Annotated in this window: 9 protein-coding genes; all 9 read left to right on the top strand. The window is 38.9% G+C overall.

Annotated elements, in window-relative coordinates; translation table 11 throughout:
• On the top strand, window positions 1–1,530 hold the full coding sequence (locus KO521_RS13850) for a sulfatase family protein (RefSeq protein WP_215940481.1): 1,530 nt from the start codon (window positions 1–3) through the stop codon (window positions 1,528–1,530).
• A gap of 282 nt (window positions 1,531–1,812) precedes the next feature.
• Window positions 1,813–4,932, top strand: a complete 3,120-nt coding sequence (locus KO521_RS13855; protein WP_215940482.1) for a SusC/RagA family TonB-linked outer membrane protein — start codon at window positions 1,813–1,815, stop codon at window positions 4,930–4,932.
• Window positions 4,933–4,953: 21 nt separating this feature from the next.
• Complete coding sequence (locus tag KO521_RS13860; protein WP_215940483.1) at window positions 4,954–6,492, top strand: RagB/SusD family nutrient uptake outer membrane protein; 1,539 nt, start codon at window positions 4,954–4,956, stop codon at window positions 6,490–6,492.
• A 152-nt stretch (window positions 6,493–6,644) separates the two neighbouring features.
• Window positions 6,645–8,174: a sulfatase family protein gene (locus KO521_RS13865; protein WP_215940484.1), complete on the top strand. Its 1,530-nt coding sequence runs from the start codon at window positions 6,645–6,647 to the stop codon at window positions 8,172–8,174.
• A 26-nt stretch (window positions 8,175–8,200) separates the two neighbouring features.
• Complete coding sequence (locus KO521_RS13870; RefSeq protein WP_215940485.1) at window positions 8,201–11,563, top strand: VCBS repeat-containing protein; 3,363 nt, start codon at window positions 8,201–8,203, stop codon at window positions 11,561–11,563.
• Window positions 11,564–11,686: 123 nt separating this feature from the next.
• The gene (locus KO521_RS13875; RefSeq protein WP_215940486.1) at window positions 11,687–13,168 is read left to right on the top strand and encodes a sulfatase family protein; all 1,482 of its coding nucleotides are present in this window, start codon (window positions 11,687–11,689) and stop codon (window positions 13,166–13,168) included.
• A 9-nt stretch (window positions 13,169–13,177) separates the two neighbouring features.
• Window positions 13,178–15,007, top strand: coding sequence for a right-handed parallel beta-helix repeat-containing protein (locus KO521_RS13880; protein ID WP_215940487.1), 1,830 nt, complete (start codon window positions 13,178–13,180; stop codon window positions 15,005–15,007).
• 160 nt (window positions 15,008–15,167) lie between these two features.
• Window positions 15,168–17,051 (top strand): alpha-1,3-galactosidase-related protein, encoded by a 1,884-nt coding sequence (locus tag KO521_RS13885; RefSeq protein ID WP_252730069.1) that lies wholly within the window; start codon window positions 15,168–15,170, stop codon window positions 17,049–17,051.
• Window positions 17,052–17,082: 31 nt separating this feature from the next.
• The gene (locus KO521_RS13890) at window positions 17,083–19,164 is read left to right on the top strand and encodes a sulfatase-like hydrolase/transferase (protein ID WP_215940488.1); all 2,082 of its coding nucleotides are present in this window, start codon (window positions 17,083–17,085) and stop codon (window positions 19,162–19,164) included.
• Window positions 19,165–19,175: the final 11 nt, after the last annotated feature.

A 19,175-nucleotide genomic window follows, 5' to 3' on the forward strand; every position in this document is an offset into this window, starting at 1 on the left:
ATGAACAAGCACATATTAAATATTATTTTGGGATTACTATGCGTAGGATTTGCTTCTGCACAAAAAAATGAACGCCCTAATGTGGTTATTATTTATGGGGATGATGTAGGGTATGGCGATGTTGGTGCCTATGGCTCAGAAATGATTCCTACACCAAATATTGACAAACTTGCTGACGAAGGAATACGCTTTACCGATGGTCATTGCTCTGCAGCCACGTGCTCTCCTTCAAGATATTCTTTGCTTACCGGAATTCATGGCTTTAGAGATGGTATTAATGTACTTCCACCCAACGCACCGTTAACTATTTCTACCGATGCTCTTACTTTACCCAAACTCTTTAAAAAAGCGGGGTATGCCACAGCCGTAATTGGAAAATGGCACTTGGGTATTGGCGCAAAAGACACACCTACGGACTGGAATGGTGTCGTTAAACCGGGTCCTCTGGAAGTTGGTTTTGACAGTAGTTTTTTACTTCCCTCTACCAATGATAGAGTGCCTTGTGTTTATTTAGATGGACACCAAGTAGTTGATCTTGACCAGAAAGACCCTTTGTATGTGGGTAGAAAACTTACGGATGTTCAAAATAAAAAGAACACTTCCTATCCGGATGGAATAACTAATCCAGAGGCCATGACGTACTACCAAAGTTCGTCAGGTCATAACAACAGCGTAATTAATGGTATTGGAAGAATAGGATATATGTCCGGTGGAAAATCCACACTTTGGAATGACGAAAACATGTCGGACGAATTTGTAAAACAGACTAGAAAATATATAAGTGATAATAAAGATAAACCCTTTTTTCTGTACTACGCAGCACAGGACGTTCACGTTCCCAGAACGCCGCACCCTAGATTTAAGGGCACTACAGAATTAGGTTATCGCGGAGATGCTATGGTCCAATTTGATTGGGCTACTGGAGAAATATTAAAAGCCTTGGAAGAAGCGGGAATAGCAGATAACACCATCGTGATATTTTCAAGTGACAACGGCCCTACCTATGATGACGGCTATGATGATGGAACCACTATTGACCGTTCAAACGGAGAAAACGACCGTGGTCATGATGCTTCCGGAATTTATCGCGGTGGGAAATACCAAATTTATGAGGGCGGTACACGAGTACCTCTTATTATCCGTTGGCCAATAAAAATCAAACCAATGATATCTAACGCAATGGTCAGTCAAATCGATTTTCTTGCTTCTTTTGCTGAATTTTTGGAACAAGATATTCCAAAGGGCGAAGGGCGAGATAGCCGAAATACACTAGCTGCTTTCATGGGCGAAGACCTAAAAGGATTACCTTTTATGATTGAAGAAACACGCACGCAACATGCCCTTCGTTCAGGAAATTGGAAATATGTTATTGGCCCAAAGAAAAAACAAAAAGACACCGGTCCGGAACTCTACAATTTAAAAACGGATCCGGGAGAACAAAACAACTTAGCACATTTACACAAAGATATTGCTGAAAGAATGGATAAGCAGTTACACGAACTGATTTCAGGTGATGGTTTAAGGAGATAAAACGATTATAGGAATCGAATAGGACTTAAACCCAATAATTTACAAAGTCTTCACTTACACCGAGACTGATTTTGTCTTACTATAGCCACATTTTCATACATGTTAATTAACATGTTCGTTATATGATATGCTATGATAAAAAATACCTAAACCCTAATAAAAAACAGGGTTGGACTCATATTTAAGTGATCATTTGTTATACATTTGAAACCAATTGTTGTACACCTTAAATATCTCTAAAACTATATTCGCTTTATTAACTCAAAACTCTCAAATGAACTTATGAAACACAAAAAACAATCAATCAAAAAACCCTTATTACTGCGGCTGGGATTATCCTTTTTAGGGCTCTTTCTAGCAACAATGCAAATACATGCCCAAGACGGTACCATTACCGGTACTGTTTCGGATGATACTGGAATGCCTTTGCCAGGTGCAAACGTTTTAGTAAAAGGAACAACAACAGGTACGCAGACAGATTTTGATGGAAACTATTCCATCTCGGCTTCTAGCGATGCCACTTTAGTATTTAGTTACATCGGTTTTTCAACACAAGAAATACCGGTAAACGGTCAAGCTACTATTGATGTTGCCCTTGCAGAAGACGCAAGTAAACTAGAAGAAGTAGTCGTTGTAGGTTACGGTCAACAAAAAAGAGTAAACCTTACCGGTTCGGTAGCCGCAGTAGATGAAGAAGCTCTAGAAGACAGAAACGTACAGAATGCGTTTCAAGCACTTCAGGGTCAAGCGGCAGGTCTACAGATTTCTCAAAACAGTGGTGCCCCAGGTAATGAAGGTTTGAACATTAACATTCGTGGACTCAACTCTTTTGGTAGTAATAACTCACCCTTAGTACTAATTGATGGGGTTGAAGGTAACCTACAGGATTTAGACCCATCGGTCATTAGTTCTATTTCTGTTTTAAAAGATGCTTCTTCTGCAGCTATTTATGGTTCCAGAGCAGCAAATGGTGTTATTCTAGTAACGACTAAAAGCGGAGGAAACAACGTTTTTAAAATTGAATATAATGGTAGCGTATCCACAGAAACGTTTACCAAGGTTCCTCAAATGATTTCGAATTCTGCCGATTACATGACATTGATGAACCAAGCGTTGATAAACACGCCTGGTGCCTCGGCAAATCCGTATCCGCAAGAAGTAATCGATGCTTATAGAAATAACCAGGGCAACCCTGCTTATCCAAATACAGATTGGTTTGATGAAGCGTCTAGAACCCCAATTGTTCAACGCCATGTGGTTACAGCTAGTGGTGCCATAGAAGGTACTAGCTACAATATTTCCGTAGGTAACTGGGATCAACCTGGTATCATCCGTTCTTCAGGATTTAAGAAAAACAACTTCTTTATGAGCGTGAAGTCGGATATAGGAGAAAAGCTTACTGTAGGTGGTACAGTATCTGGCGTAGCTTCTAAAACAAGTGGACCTCAACAAGCAGGCACAGAATCTGGCTTATTCAATTTATTTAGAGTTAGACCAACTTGGGGTGTATATACCTTAGATGGTACAGGAAATTATTCCGGAAAAGCGTTCTCTGGCACAGACACAGAATTCCCAGGTTTTGATGAAGGTTTTACCAGAAACAACCCTATTGCAGAACTTGAGGTTCAGGACGGTGAAGTTTTAAACCAATATAACTTTAACGGGAACCTGTTTTTTGACGTTAAGCTTTCAGATGATTTGGTTTGGAGTACAAAAGGAGCTTATAAGTTTGATTACGATTATTACAAAAACCAACGTATTCAATATGATGAATACAACTATAGAACCGGTGAATACCTTAGAACTACGCGTGACCAGTCTCAATTGACCGTAGATAACGTATGGAGTAAGCAAACTACGCTCTTCTCTACCCTTACTTACTCAAAATTAGTTGGCGATCATGACTTTAAAGTATTGGGTGGGTATAGTCAAGAAGGTTTTGACCGAAGTTTTACGCGATCGCAGAGAACCGGTATCCCAAACCGCAACATTACAGATTTAGAAGGTGTAAATTCAGAAAATCAGTTTACAACAGGCTTTTCCGAAAGCTGGGCTATTCAGAGTTTCTTCGGTAGAGCCAATTACAACTATAAAGAAAAATACCTCATTGAAGCGAATATAAGGGGAGATATCAGCTCTCGTTTTGCAAAAGGAAACAGACTTGGGGTTTTTCCTTCGGTCTCTGCCGGTTGGAGATTGGACAAGGAGAGTTTCTTTGAAAATATAGAAGCCGTAAGCGAACTTAAACTTAGAGGTTCATGGGGACAACTAGGTAACCAGAATATTGGTTTGAACGTTGCGGATGATGAGTTAAACTCAGGTATCTACCCTTATCAATCAACACTATCGTTTGACCAATTTGGATATCCTTTTGGCACCAGTGTTCTTGCCGGTGTAGGTCTTAGAAGCCTAGTAGATTCAGATATCACTTGGGAAACTACTACGGTAACGGATTTTGGTGCAGATTTCAGCCTCTTCAACCGAAAACTTTATGGCTCCGTGGATTACTATATAAAGGAAACGGTAGACATCTTAAGACAATTACAAGTTGATGAAAGTAGTGGACTGGATGCTCCTGTCGTTAATCAGGGCGCAATGACCAACAAAGGTTGGGATATCGTTATAGGCCACGACAATAACATAAATGAAGATTTGCGTTATAGCATAAACGGAAACGTATCTTGGTTTAAAAACCGTCTAAAAACTTTTGGAGATCAGGAAATACAGGCCCGAAATATAAACGAAGAGGGTTATGCCTTTGAGGATTGGTATATGTGGGAATCCGATGGTTATTTCCAAGATGAAAATGAAATAGCAAATTCTGCGGTTCAGCCACAACCTGGAAAAGTAGGTTTTATTAAATTAAAAGATCAAAACAATGATGGTGTTATTGATGGAGATGACCGTATTCACATAGATGGCAGGTACCCTGCTTTTGTATACGGACTTAACCTTTCCGTAAATTACAAGAATCTCGATTTTAGAATGTTCTGGGAAGGCGTTGAAGGAACCAAAAACTACATTGCCCGTGACCCCTTTAGACAAGATGGAGGTACCGATGTTGCTTGGTTAACGGAAGCATGGACTCCTGATAATAGAAACTCTAGATTACCTGCCGTATATTACGAAACTGCCGAAACACGTAGATCTACCGTATATAACAACTCTTTCTGGTTATGGGATACCTCCTATTTAAGGCTTAGGAATGTTACTTTGGGGTATTCGTTATCTACAGAAGTATTGGACAAAACACCGTTCAACAAGTTAAGATTCTATTTCGCTGCGGAAAACTACCTTACTTTTCAAAAAGATTATCCAATTGATGTAGATCCAGAAGCAAATGGTGTAGATGCCTACCCATTTAGAAAGACATTAACACTAGGTGTAAACATGACATTTTAGTCAATCAAAAAATAATATATAATGAAAAAGACAATCATATTATTCGCACTATCCTTTCTGGGGATTTCGATAAGTTCGTGCGAGGACGACTTTTTAGACAAGCAGCCTACTTCTCAACTCTCTTCCGATTCTTTTTGGCAGACCGAAGCAGATGCGGAACTAGCATTAACCGGTGTATACAGTAATTTACAACAGAACATGTTGGCTATTCGCGCCGATGGTGGATGGCCTCCAACCATTAAACCAAACTGGGATGCCCTAACCGACGATTCTTACCAGACATTTAACTATGGCTTTAGAGAACTTATTGATGGTACGGCCACTCCAACATCAGGTGGTACAAATGGTGCAATAGCCCAATTGTATAGTGTATGTTATAAAGGAATACAGACCTGTAATTTCTTTTTGGCCAATATAGAACAAGTGGAAAATATTGAGGCTGATAAGCTAAATGATTGGAAAGGTCAGGTTAGAACTCTGCGTGCTTTTTTCTATTATAATCTAGTGACTACATACGGAGAAGTTCCTCTTAGGATAGAACCCACTACCTTAGAAAATCAGGATTTAGCTAAAAGCCCTGAAGCAGATATTTTCGCTCAAATTGAAGAAGATTTACAGTTTGGAGTTGCAAATCTTTCAGAAGCTCCATATGGCGATGGTTATGTTGTAAAAGGATCTGCCAATGCATTATTGGCACGGACCTACCTTTACCAAGGTAAATATACAGAAGCGGCAGAAGCGGCTAAAGCAGTTATAGATGGAGGAAGCTTTGCGTTGTCACCAAACTATGAAGACCTTTTTATTGATGGAGGACAAGTAGATAATCCAGAAATCATTTTCTCTACAAAATATTCAAGTGCTCCGGGAGAGTTTCAAGATAGAGGTAGTGAAATCATGATCGGTTTTTGGGGGACCCTTAAACCAACAGAAGATTTTGTGAATTCTTTTGAAGCCACCGATGGTTTACCAATAGACGAATCTCCTCTATACGATGAAACCAATCCATTAGAAAATCGAGACCCAAGGCTTAGTAAAATTGTACTTGAGGGCGAGTGGAACCCAGAAATTGAGCAAAAAACACTATCAGGTTTTGGATTATTAAAATGGATCAGCCCAGCCACAAGAGCCTCTTTCGTACAGAACTTTACCGAAGGTACCGATTATATTCACATCCGTTATGCAGATGTACTTTTAATGTATGCAGAAGGCAAGATAGAATCCGGAAGTATTGATACGTCGGTATTAGATGCTATAAATCAAGTAAGAGCCAGGGCTTACGGTGTGGCTGTAGGTGACACCGGTTCGTACCCAGCAATTACAACTACAGACCAAGGCGAACTTCGTGAAGCTGTTCGTAACGAACGTAGATACGAATTTGGTTTTGAAGGCTTACGATACTTTGACCTGAAACGTTGGGGTATAGCAGAAGAAGTGTTAAATGGTTTTTATGATGCGCATGTAGATGCCAATAGAGTGTTTTTACCTAAGCATTACAAATGGCCATTACCACAAAGCGCTATAGATAAGAATACTGCTTTAGAACAAAATCCCGATTACTAATTACATTAAAAACATGAGAACATTAACACATCTGTTTTTGTTGAAAATGTTGAGTTAGTTTTTTTTAGCCAGAAGACCATATGGTCTTCTGGCTTTTTTATGTCTTTACAATTAATAAATAGTATTTTCAATTTCCCTTTGATAGTCAAAATATGAGAATTTTCAATAAAAAGCTAAGAATGCTTACCGCACTCTTCGTGCTTACCGTTATTACGCAATCGTATGCACAAAAGCCAAATATTGTCATTATTTACGCCGATGACATGGGATACGGCGATTTACAGTGTCAAAATGAAAATTCTAAAATCCCTACTCCTCACCTTAACCAATTAGCTTCCGAGGGCATGCGCTTTACAGATGCCCATAGTTCTTCGGGAATCTGTTCACCTAGTAGATATGCCCTACTTACTGGTACTTATCATTGGCGTAGACAGCAAGGTATTGTAAATTCTTTTGGGGCTCCATTCTTTAATGAATCGGATATCACACTTCCAGAAATTTTAAAAGATAACGGTTATACAACAGCAGCTATAGGAAAATGGCACTTAGGGTGGAACTGGAGTTTTATAAACGATGAACCTTCCGGAGAAAGAACATATTGGAATAAAACGCATAAAGTCTATTTAGTTGAAGACATTGATTGGAAAGCACCATTAACAGGAGGACCGCTAGACAGAGGTTTCGATTATTATTTTGGGGATGGAACCATTAATTTTCCACCCTATGCTTGGGTAGAGAATGATAAATTTGTTACGGCACCAAATGATTTTTTTGAATTCAACGAATTTGAAAGAGACGTAAAAGAAGCAGACTGGGATTCACGTCCAGGACCAAAAGTAGAAGGCTGGGACCCGTATACTGTATTACCAACATTGACTAAAAAAACAACAGCATGGATTGGCAAACAAAATAAAGAGAAGCCTTTTTTTCTGTATTTGGCACTTCCTTCGCCGCACGCACCGATTATACCTAATGATGAGTTTGATGGAACTTCACAAGCTGGAGGTTATGGTGATTTTATGGTACAAACAGATTGGGTAGCCGGACAGGTATTAGAAGCTTTAAAAACAAATGGATTTGAAGAGAATACTATAGTAATCTTTACCTCGGACAATGGTCCTGAAAGATATGCTTTTGAACGTGCTGAAAAGTATGACCATTTTAGCATGGGAAATTTCAGAGGCCTAAAACGTGATGTTTGGGAAGGCGGTCATCATGTACCGTTCATTATCAAATGGCCTGGCAATATTAAAGCGGGTGCGGTTTCGGAAGAAGTTATTTCCCAAGTAGATATTATGGCTACCCTAGCAGAAATAACAAAAACTTCTATTCCAGAAAATGCGGCTCCTGACAGTTACAACCTGCTACCGTTGATAAAGGGTGAAAAATACAGAAAACCATTACGCGAAGCTACAGTCCATAACACATATGAAGGTATTTGGGGTCTACGAAAAGGAAAATGGCTATACATTAACAAACCCTCTGGCGAACACTCCAAAATGCCAAACTCTTTTAAGAAGTTAAAAGGATACGAAGATTTCAACACGTCTGCTCTACTTTTTAATATGAACAAAGATGCCGAGCAAAAAAATAATATTTTTGATGAGCATCCGGATGTAATATCCGAAATGTCCAAAATTCTAGAAACCTATCGCGAACAAGGGTATTCCGTAAAACGATAAATATAGCTTCCCTATAAACCCAACATATGCCAAAACTTTCTTTTGAACGTAGTTTTTCATTTTTATCGATGACATCAAAGGCGTTGATCTTGTTCATGTTATTCGCTACATCTTGTCAAGAAAAGAAAGATGCTAAGGAGCAATCAGCTCAAAAAACACTTTTTAAAGAACTATCAAATAAAACAACAGGGGTAAGCTTTGCCAATACTATTGAGGAAACAAAGAGGTTCAACCTATTTTCGTACATGTACTTTTACAATGGTGGTGGCGTTTCGGCGGGAGACTTAAATGGTGATGGGCTAGACGACCTTTACTTTACGGGTAACCAAGTTTCGAATAAACTCTACCTCAACCAAGGCAATTTTAAGTTTATAGATGTTACGGAACAAACTAAAACAGCCGGCAATACCAATTCATGGTATACTGGTGTTACTTTTGCTGATGTAAATGGTGATGGAAAGTTAGACATATATGTCAGTCAGATTGGTGATATGCTAGGAAACAATGGCCACAATTTACTTTTTATCAACCTAGGAAATGATAAGAACGGTTCTCCAAAATTCAAGGAGAGTGCAAATGAAATGGGGCTAACGGTCAAAGGCGCAACCACCCAGACTGCATTTTTTGATTATGATTTAGATGGTGATCTTGACGCTTACATTATGACACATTCCAATTTTAACGATGGTGTACTTCCACGTTCGGAAAAGCGTTTGATTTCTAGTCCCTATGGCGATAAGTTATTTAGAAATGATGGCAAAAAATTCACCGACGTAACCAAAGAATCGGGAATTTACAGCAGTACGCTCGGTTTTGGTCTGGGCATTAACACTGCCGATGTCAACAAAGATGGTTATCCTGACATTTATATTGGTAATGACTTCTACGAGGACGATTACCTCTACATCAATAACGGGGATGGCACATTTACAGAAGATTTAGAATCTCGTATAAAACACACAAGTCGGTTTTCTATGGGCAATGATATTGCCGATATAAACAATGATGGCCTGCCGGATATCTTGTCTTTGGATATGCAGGCCTATGAACCTGAAATTTTGAAAGCCTCTCATGGGGAAGACTCGTATGCTATTTTTAACTACAAACTGTCTTTTGGGTACCAACACCAATATGCACACAATACTTTTCAGCTCAATAGAGATGGGAAGCATTTTAGTGAAATTGCACGATTAGCAGGCATTGAGGCAACCGATTGGAGCTGGTCCGTATTAGCAAATGATTTTGATATGGATGGCCAAAAAGATTTGTTCATCACAAATGGAATCTACAGGCGAAGTAATGATATGGACTATATGCAGTTCCTTTCGGGAGAAGAAGTTCAAAATCAACTACGTTCGGGCAATTATGATTTTAGCGAAGCCTTAACAGATAAGATGCCTAGCTACCCATTACAGAATTTCTTTTTTAAAAATAACAATGACCTCAGCTTTACCAATACATCTACAGCATGGGGCGGTTCTAAAAAAGGTTTCTCCAACGGTGCAGCATATACAGATTTAGATAATGATGGTGATTTAGACCTTGTTGTTAATAATCTTAATGCAGAAGCATCCATTCTTAAAAATACAAGCCTTGAAAGCGACTCGCTGAACAGTTATTTACGGATTAAGTTGAAGGGTAAGTCTAGTAACAAATATGGTTTGGGATCGAAAGTTACGGTTACCCGAAAGGGCAATAAAAAATACCAAGAATTATTGAACGTCCGTGGATATCTATCCTCATCTGCACCTTATCTCAATTACGGAGTTCCAAAAAATGAAATAATAGATACGATTCAAGTAAAATGGCCAAATGGCGAAGAAACAATTTTAACTGAGGTAAGTGCTGGTCAAGAATTAACCATTTTACAAAAGAATTCATCACTTCAAAAATCTGAAAGCACCAGTACAAAAACTTTATTCACAGCTTTGGAAAGTAACGAGTTGGGTATTGATTACAAACACAATGAGAATCGTTTTTACGAATTCAACAGAGAACATCTAACACCCCATATGAACTCCACTTGGGGACCACCCATTGCTATTGGAGACCTCAACAATGACGGTTTAGATGATTTCTTCGTTGGTGGAGCTCAAAACCAAGCTGCTGAGATATACTTCCAACAATCCAATGGTAAATTCACCAAATCAACCGCACTTCAAACTGATGCGCCTTCAGAAGATACCGCTTCAGAACTAGTGGACTTTAACGGTGATGGGTATTTGGACATTCTTGTTGGTAGCGGTAGTAACCAAGAAATTAAGCCAGACCCTAAAAGCCTCACTCGCCTTTACATAAACAACGGAAGAGGCAACTTTACAAAACAGGGCAATTTCCCAAAAATCTATACCACCGTCTCTGATTTAGCAATTGCTGATTTTGATAAAGACGGCGATAAGGATATTTTTATTTCATCACGCTCCGTTCCCGGAAAATATGGCTCATCACCTAACTCTTATTTGCTTAAAAATGATGGGAAAGGAAATTTTTCGGTAGATGTTGAGTCGAAAAAGTATTTTGATAAATGCGGAATGGTCACTTCTGCCAAATGGGTGGATTTGGATGGAGATGATTGGCAAGACCTTGTTTTGGTAGGCGAATGGATGCCTATTAAGGTATTTTACAATTCAAACGGAAGCCTTAGCGAAGCCAATCCGGAGGGAAATAAATTACAATTCTCAAACGGCTGGTGGAACACAATAGAATATGGAGATTTTGATAATGATGGAGACATTGATTTGGTTGCAGGGAATCTTGGGTTGAACTCAAAATTAAGGGCAACACAGAAAGAGCCCGTACAAATGTATTATGCCGATTTTGATAAAAACGGATGGCCAGAAGGGGTTACCACTCATTTTGTAAATGGGAAAGAACATGTTTTCTCTTCAAAAAGCCTTTTAGAAAAACAAATGGTATACCTGCGTAAAAAATTCACCACCTACAGTGCTTTTGCCCAAGCGGACTTCAAGGATATTTTTACAGCAGAGGAATTACAAAACGCAAAAACCCTAAAAGCGTATGAATTTAGAAGCTGTTTCATAGAAAATCTTGGAAACAAGACATTCAAACTTATACCCCTACCTACAGAAGCACAATTCTCTACTGTAAATTCAATTTACAAACAAGATTTTGACGAAGACGGAAAATTAGACCTGTTACTAGGAGAAAATTTTTATGACACTAATACGGAATTAGGAAGATATGATGCCGGACATGGTACACTTTTAAAAAATAAGGGGAGAGATCGTTTTGAAGAAACACCCATTTCCAAATCTGGTTTACTATTGGATAAACAGGTAAGGCATATCAAGACCCTTATGAGCAAGAAGTATGGGCAGCTTTTGATTATTAGCAACAATAATGATAGTCTTCAATTCTATAGACGCTGAGGTTTATAGAATGTCTTCCTAAGTTGCATTTATTTGCAACGACATTTCTTGTACTGACAGAAACAAAAGTTCTTGCAATTTTGGCTTTCTTTGAATTGTATAAACAAAATCATTTTTAAATAGATGAAAACATACATTAGCAAATTACCTATACTAACACTGACCTTATCCGCTCTATTATTTTTTAATTGCGGAACGAAAGAACAGCCTACGGAATCAATTGATAAACCTAACAACTCCCCAAACATCATTCTTTTTGTTTCTGATGACCATGGCACCGATGCCATTGGAGCCTATGGCAACAAAGTAATCAAAACCCCTAACCTAGATCAATTGGCTGCCGAAGGCGTTCGTTTTAATAATGCCTATTGTACCAGTGCTAGTTGTGCCGCAAGTAGGTCCGTTATACTCACTGGACTTTATGGTCATGCTACGGGTTCTTATGGGCATGTTCACGACTACCATCATTTTAGCAGTTACGACAATATAAAATCTTTACCCGTCCTTCTTGAAAATTCAGGTTATGAAACCGCTCGAATAGGTAAATACCACGTAGCACCGGAATCGGTATATCATTTTCAAAAGGTTTTGGAAGCTGATCCACGAAATACCGTAGAAATGGCGGAGCAGTGTGAAGATGTTCTCAATTCTGACAAACCTTTCTTTCTCTATTTCTGTACGGATGATCCACACCGTGGTGCTCCTTTTGAATCTGACCCATGGAATACCCCAAACAGTTTCGGTAACAAAGAAGAAGGATATGAAGATGTAGAAACTATTACATACGACCCAAAAGATGTGGTTGTACCTAGTTTCCTTCCTGACAGTCAAGAGAGCCGCGAAGAAATTGCTCAATACTACCAGAGCGTCTCAAGAATAGATCAAGGTTTTGGCAAACTCATGAAGATGCTCAAGGAAACAGGAAAAGACAAAAACACTGTAGTTATCTATATTTCGGACAACGGAATGGCTTTCCCAGGTGCTAAAACTACTGTTTATGAACCAGGCATTAAATTACCCTGTATTATAAAAGACCCCTTGGCCAACATCAAAGGTGGCTCGGTAAACAATGCCCTAATATCATGGACAGACCTTACGCCAACGATTTTGGATATGGCAGACGTTACCTACGATTCCAACGATTTTCATGGGAAATCGTTCAAAAACATACTCTCCAAAGAAAACCCCAAGGGTTGGGATGAGATGTATGCTTCTCATACCTTTCATGAAATTACAATGTACTATCCTATGCGAGTTGTAAGGGATAAAAATTATAAACTGATCAGAAACATTGCATGGCGCCAAGAATATCCTTTTGCATCAGATCTTTGGGCTGCATCTACTTGGCAGGAGGTATACCGAAGTGATAAAGAATTCTTTGGCAAACGTAAGGTTAAAGACTATCTCTTTAGACCTGAATTTGAGTTATTCGACCTATCTAATGACCCGGACGAGAGTGAAAATTTAGCAAATGATAAAAACTATGCAGAGGTTTTAGAAGCTCTAAAAAACAAAATGAAAGATTTTCAATTAAAAACCAAAGACCCTTGGCTCATTACTTGGGACCACGATAACTCTTTACAAGGCACTGGCGTAAACCTCTAAAAACTAAAAATGGATTATTTTAAATCTTTTAAAGCACTTTACCTGTGTGCGATTTTCTGTTTTGGAGCTCAATTTCTTTCGGCACAGCAGACCATTCATTTCAAACCGGAAGCCGAGGATATGACGCCTCTAGTCCGTGAAGCTTTGAAAAACAGCACTGATAAGAATCTAACTCTAGTTTTTGAAAAAGGTACCTATAAATTTTTACCCGACTATGCTACGCAACGATACTCCTTTATCACGAACCATGGTAACGGATTAAAAAATATCATTTTTTTACTGGAAAATTTTGATTCTGTAACCATAGAAGGTAATGGCTCCGTATTCATTTTTCACGGACAAGTAGCTCCTTTTCAGATTCGAAACTGCAATCAACTTACAGTCAAAAACCTGAAAATGGACTGGGACATTCCTTTTCTTTTTCAAGGCGAAGTGCTTGCCGTAGATAAAAATGAAGGATGGAGAGACGTCAAACCCTTTACTGATGGATTTTCTTGGGAGCTTAAAAAAGACCGTATTTTCTTCCCTAATGTAGATGGCTTCTCGTTTCCGGAGTTGGGTAGTACGCTGGCATTTAACGCTGAGCACAAACGTGTTGCCCATGGTGCCTGGGATATGGGCAGCAGACCGCGTTGGGTGGAAGAAAGACCTGATGGCGTACTTCGTTTTCATGAACATTTAAAACAGTATCCGCCAGTGGGTTCTATTTTAAACTCCAAAGGAGACCATGACCATAACCGTTATGCTCCCGCTTTTCAAATTACCTCTTCCAAAAACATCCATTTAGAAGATATCACCATTCACCATGCTTTGGGAATGGGCTTTTTATTTGAACGAACCGATAATATTACCATTCACAATTGCGGTATTTACGTACGTAAAGGTTCAGACCGCGTAGTTTCTACTATTGCAGATGCTACCCATTTTGCGAATTGTAAAGGTGATATCTTAATAGAAGATTCTACTTTTAAGCATATGCTGGATGATGGCACCAACGTACATGGAACCTATGTGGTGGTCAATAAAGTTTTGGATGAACGCACGGTACGTGTAGCTTTGCAGCATTTTGAACAAATGGGGTTTGAGTTTGCAGCCTCTGGTGATGAAGTATGGTTCATTCAACAGCCAAGCCCAAAAAGAGCTTCTGAAAACGTGGTAGACCATGTTTCTATTGTTAACGACAAATACTCTGATATCACTTTTAAAAATGAACTTCCTGATAATCTAGCTCGTGGTGATATTTTAGAAAACAAAACCTGGAACCCTACCTTCACTATGCGTGGTTGCAGTATAAAAGACCATAGGGCACGAAATATTGTGCTAAAAACACCATTGAAGACCATCATAGAGAACAACGAGTTTTCATCTATGATGTCTTCTATTTTCTTTAGGGGAGAAACTTATTTTTGGTTTGAATCCGGAGCGGTTGAAGATGTATTGATACAGAATAATAATTTTGAATATTGCGCTTACAGCGGAATGGAACATGCCATTTTAAACATCACACCTCGTCTCGGTAAAGATTTTGACCAAACTGAAATTTACGACGGTAACATCAGGTTTATCAATAACAACATTAAAACTTTTGACAACCGTATTGTTTGGGCAGACCGTGTTGACGGACTTACCATTTCCGGTAACGTAATTGAACAGACCACCACGGCTTCTTCATTACATCCTGATGGATATCAATTCGATTTTAAAAATTGTATCAACGTAGAGGTTTCAAATAACACCTATAAAGGGAATGCAGATAAAGTTCTTAAATTAGAAGGAATATCTACTGAAAAGGTAAAATACAAACGTAATAAAGGGTTTGCCAAAATTAAAAAACAGTAAATCCTTTATTCTCTATTAGTTAACTGTTTTGGGCTTTAAGCCCCACAAATGCGTGGTTTGAATAGCCGCAGACATAATATTTACCCTTGACGACAAAAAAACTTCAATGAACCTATAAATTGGCTCTTATAAAATGACCTCGTCAAACTATTAGAAAACTATGCGAAAAATTATAGCCAATTGGTCCGTTCTTATTTTAGCCATTATTTCAACAACTAGTTACGCCCAGCAAAACAATGGCGAGCAAGTGCTTTTTACAACTTCTATTTCAGAAGATGCTACTCCTGCAGTTCTAGCGCGAATAATGACAGCCGATAAAAATCCTATTTCTGAAATAAAGTTTGAGAAAGGCACCTATCACTTTTATCCGGATAAGGCATACGAACGTTTCACTCGTATTTCTAACCATGATGATGTTATGGCAAAAACGGCACTGCCCCTTATTGGCTTTAAAAACCTGGTTATAGACGGCCAAGGTTCTACCTTTATTTACCATGGCAGAATGATTCCTTTCTTAATAGAAGGTTCTGAAAACATTACAATCCAGAATGTTACTGTAGATTGGGCTATGTCTTTTCATAGCGAGGGCACTATCGTAGCCAACGATGAAAAAAACAACACTTTTGACATCCATTTTTCGGACGAGTATCCGTATGAGATCAGGAATGAACAACTCATCTTTCTAAAAGAATACTATGAGCACGACCTTGGGCAATCCATTCTTTACGACCCTGAACGAAAAGCAATTGCTTTTAATACCGAAGCTTATACTTCCATTACCACTATTAGGAACTCCAAAGTACAGCACAACTTTGATAAAATAGAATACAAATACAAAGTAGACCCACGCTCCAAAGTAGAAAAAGTTAGAGGTAAAGAAAACAATTTAAGAGTTGAGGAACTAAAACCCGGCACCCTTCGCATATACAATCACAAGAAAAAACTACCTCCAGTAGGCATGATTATGGTTTGTAAAGGAGACCAAAGCCTAAATAGGCTGGCACCTGCATTCCGTGTTACGGGGACTGATAGTTTCAATATTAATAATGTAACAGTACACCATGCGGGTGGTATGGGCCTGATTGCAGAGAACTCCTCTGATCTTATCTTAGATGGTTTTCACGTAAAACCTTCAAATGGCAGAATGGTATCTACCTCTGCGGATGCTACCCATTTTGTAGGTTGCCGTGGTAAAGTGGTATTAAAAAACTGTACGTTTAACAATCAATTGGATGATGCCACCAACGTACATGGCACTTACCAAGAGATAATTGACATTCTAGGTGAAAATAGTATTGGGGTGCGCATTGGCCACGCGCAGCAACAGGGTTTTACTATTGGAAAAGTGAATGACACTATTGGCTTGGTTCGTTTGGCAGACTCATTTTTTGCATACGACCATCTGACCCTTAAGAATATAAAAGAAATAAATGGTAGATATCAAATCATCACTTTTAATGAACCGCTTCCCGAGAATTTAAAAGTGGGTGATTTAATAGAAAATTTACAGGCCCATCCAGATTTATTAGTCCAGAATTGTAATATAAGTCGCAATAGAGCACGCGGACTGTTGATTTCCAACCCCAAGAAAACCTTGATAGAAAACAATTTTTTCAGTACTGAAATGGAGGCTATCTTAGTACCGGTTGAGAGCAGCCATTGGTTTGAGTCTGGTAATGCCGCCAATTTAACCATTAGAAACAATACGTTTCAAGACAATCAACATAGTGGGCACAACAGAGGGGTAATTCGTTTTGTTACGGATGATGACAACAACAACATCGCCTTTAAAAATATTCAAATAATTGATAATGTATTCAATCAGTTTGACAACATGATATTGGAAATTTCTAATGTTGATGGATTAGTGTTTGAAGAAAACAAGATTACCAACTCAGGCACCTTTCCAATGTTATATCCTGAAAACCCCGCTATACGAGTGAAGGCTTCTAAAAATGTTGTTTTCAAGAAAAATGAATACAAAGGAAAAGCTGAAAACATTCTGGAGAAAGATGACTCCATACCCAAACTAAAGTTTAGATAATACAACATTCCAGTAAACCTAAATTAATAGCATGTCACATTTAAAAGCTGCATCACGATTATTAACAGCAATTCTATTTGTAACCGGATTTTCTTCTTTTGCCCAAGAAAAACCGAATATCATCTATATCCTTACAGATGATTTAGGCTATGGAGATGTTGGTGCGTTTTTTCAAAATCAAAGACAAAAAACAGACGATCGTAGTGAACCTTATGCCTTAACCCCGCAGTTAGACAAAATGGCCTCAGAAGGTGTTATGCTTACCAATCATTACACAGCTGCACCTGTTTGTGCTCCTTCGCGTTCATCAGTTCTTTTAGGAGTTAGCCAAGGACATGCCAATGTACGAGATGGTCAGTTTGACAAGGCTCTAGCCGACAATAACACCCTTGGAAATGTAATGCAGCGCGCAGGATACAAGACGGCAGCAATTGGTAAATGGGGCTTACAAGGGTCTAATAAATGGTCAGAAAATGGAGATTCTTGGCCCGCACACCCAAATAATAGAGGTTTTGATTACTACTACGGTTACATGCGCCACCGTGACGGTCATGAACACTACCCAGTTGAAGGCATTTACAGAGGCAAAAAAGAAGTGTACGAAAATAAGAACGAGGTAAGTGCGGGTCTAGATAAATGTTATACAGGTGATCTTTGGACGGCCGCTGCCAAAAAATGGATTGTAGAACAGGTTCACGACAATGAAAAGAAAGAACCTTTCTTTATGTATTTGGCTTTTGACACGCCACATGCCGTTTTAGAGCTGGCCACACAGGCTTACCCCGAAGGAGGAGGTTTAAATGGCGGATTGCAATGGGTTGGAAAACCAGGAAATATGATTAACACAGCTTCAGGTGAAGTTGATTCTTACATTCACCCTGATTATGCCAATGCTACTTATGACCATGATGAAGACTCAAGTACGCCAGAAGTTGCTTGGCCGGATGTTTACAAACGTTACGCCAGCAGTACAAGGCGAATTGACAATGAAGTGGGCGACGTTCTTCAATTATTGAAAGACTTGAATATTGACGAAAACACGCTTGTCATATTTAATTCCGATAATGGTCCTTCCATGGAGTCCTATTTAAAAGAAGAATATGCAGCCGACTTTTTCAATAGTTTTGGTCCGTTTGACGGAATTAAAAGAGATGTTTTAGAAGGTGGCGAACGCACACCACTTATAGCACGTTGGCCAACAAAAATACCCGCAGGCAAAGTCATTGAGTCGCCAAGCATAGCTTATGATTGGCTACCTACATTTACTGAAGCAGCTGGCTATCCTGCTCCTGTTAACAGTGATGGTGTTTCACTTCTACCTAGCCTAACTGGCAAAGGCAAACAACAGGAAAGCCTTATTTACGTAGAATACAATCAAAGCGGTAATACTCCCGAATACGAAGAATTTGCCATCAATAATCGTGGAAGACTAAGAAAACAAATGCAAATGATTCGTGAAGGGGATATTGTGGGATTGCGTTACAATATCCAAGGAGCAGATGATGACTTTGAATTTTACAATGTAATAGAAGACACGCATCAAACGGCAAACCTTGCTACTTTACCGCATATGGAGGCACTACAAGCACAAATGAAAGAACACGTGCTTAAAGTTCGTATGCCAAATAGTACAGCAGCAAGACCTTATGACAATGCTTCTGTTTCGGCAGTTTCAATACAAGACTTATCTAACGGCTTAAAATGGACTGCTTTTAAAAATAGTGCTCCCTGGGTACCAAAAGCAGAAAACTTAACTCCCATCGCAAACGGAAAATCAAATACACTAACATTAAAAAAAATAGAAAGTCAGGGTGATGTTTTTCTATTTGAAGGTTTTATTAAGATTCCTACGGAGGGTAGTTATACTTTTTCTTTAGCCACTTCTGGCAATGCTTTTGTACGTATTCATGAAGCTAGTGTAATAGATGCTGACTATGGTTATGAATCTGGCACGGTTAGAGAAGGCAAAATGATTTTAAAAGCAGGTTATCATCCTGTTAGGATATACTACATGAAGAAAGCAGGAACAGAAAATACTCTTGATTTACAGTGGAGTGGACCTTCAATTGAAAAAGACCAAATACCTGAATCCGCATTTTTCGCGATCAATTAAAAAGGACTATA

This window comes from Zobellia uliginosa, assembly GCF_018860745.1.
Classification (GTDB): Bacteria; Bacteroidota; Bacteroidia; order Flavobacteriales; family Flavobacteriaceae; genus Zobellia; species Zobellia uliginosa_B.

Excerpts from the sequence above, each read along its gene's own strand:
- KO521_RS13880 (WP_215940487.1), top strand. The coding sequence starts at position 13,178 with ATGGATTATTTTAAATCTTTTAAAGCACTTTACCTGTGTGCGATTTTC.
- KO521_RS13870 (WP_215940485.1), top strand. The coding sequence starts at position 8,201 with ATGCCAAAACTTTCTTTTGAACGTAGTTTTTCATTTTTATCGATGACA.
- KO521_RS13865 (WP_215940484.1), top strand. The coding sequence starts at position 6,645 with ATGAGAATTTTCAATAAAAAGCTAAGAATGCTTACCGCACTCTTCGTG.
- KO521_RS13855 (WP_215940482.1), top strand. The coding sequence starts at position 1,813 with ATGAAACACAAAAAACAATCAATCAAAAAACCCTTATTACTGCGGCTG.
- KO521_RS13885 (WP_252730069.1), top strand. The coding sequence starts at position 15,168 with ATGCGAAAAATTATAGCCAATTGGTCCGTTCTTATTTTAGCCATTATT.
- KO521_RS13875 (WP_215940486.1), top strand. The coding sequence starts at position 11,687 with ATGAAAACATACATTAGCAAATTACCTATACTAACACTGACCTTATCC.
- KO521_RS13890 (WP_215940488.1), top strand. The coding sequence starts at position 17,083 with ATGTCACATTTAAAAGCTGCATCACGATTATTAACAGCAATTCTATTT.
- KO521_RS13860 (WP_215940483.1), top strand. The coding sequence starts at position 4,954 with ATGAAAAAGACAATCATATTATTCGCACTATCCTTTCTGGGGATTTCG.
- KO521_RS13850 (WP_215940481.1), top strand. The coding sequence starts at position 1 with ATGAACAAGCACATATTAAATATTATTTTGGGATTACTATGCGTAGGA.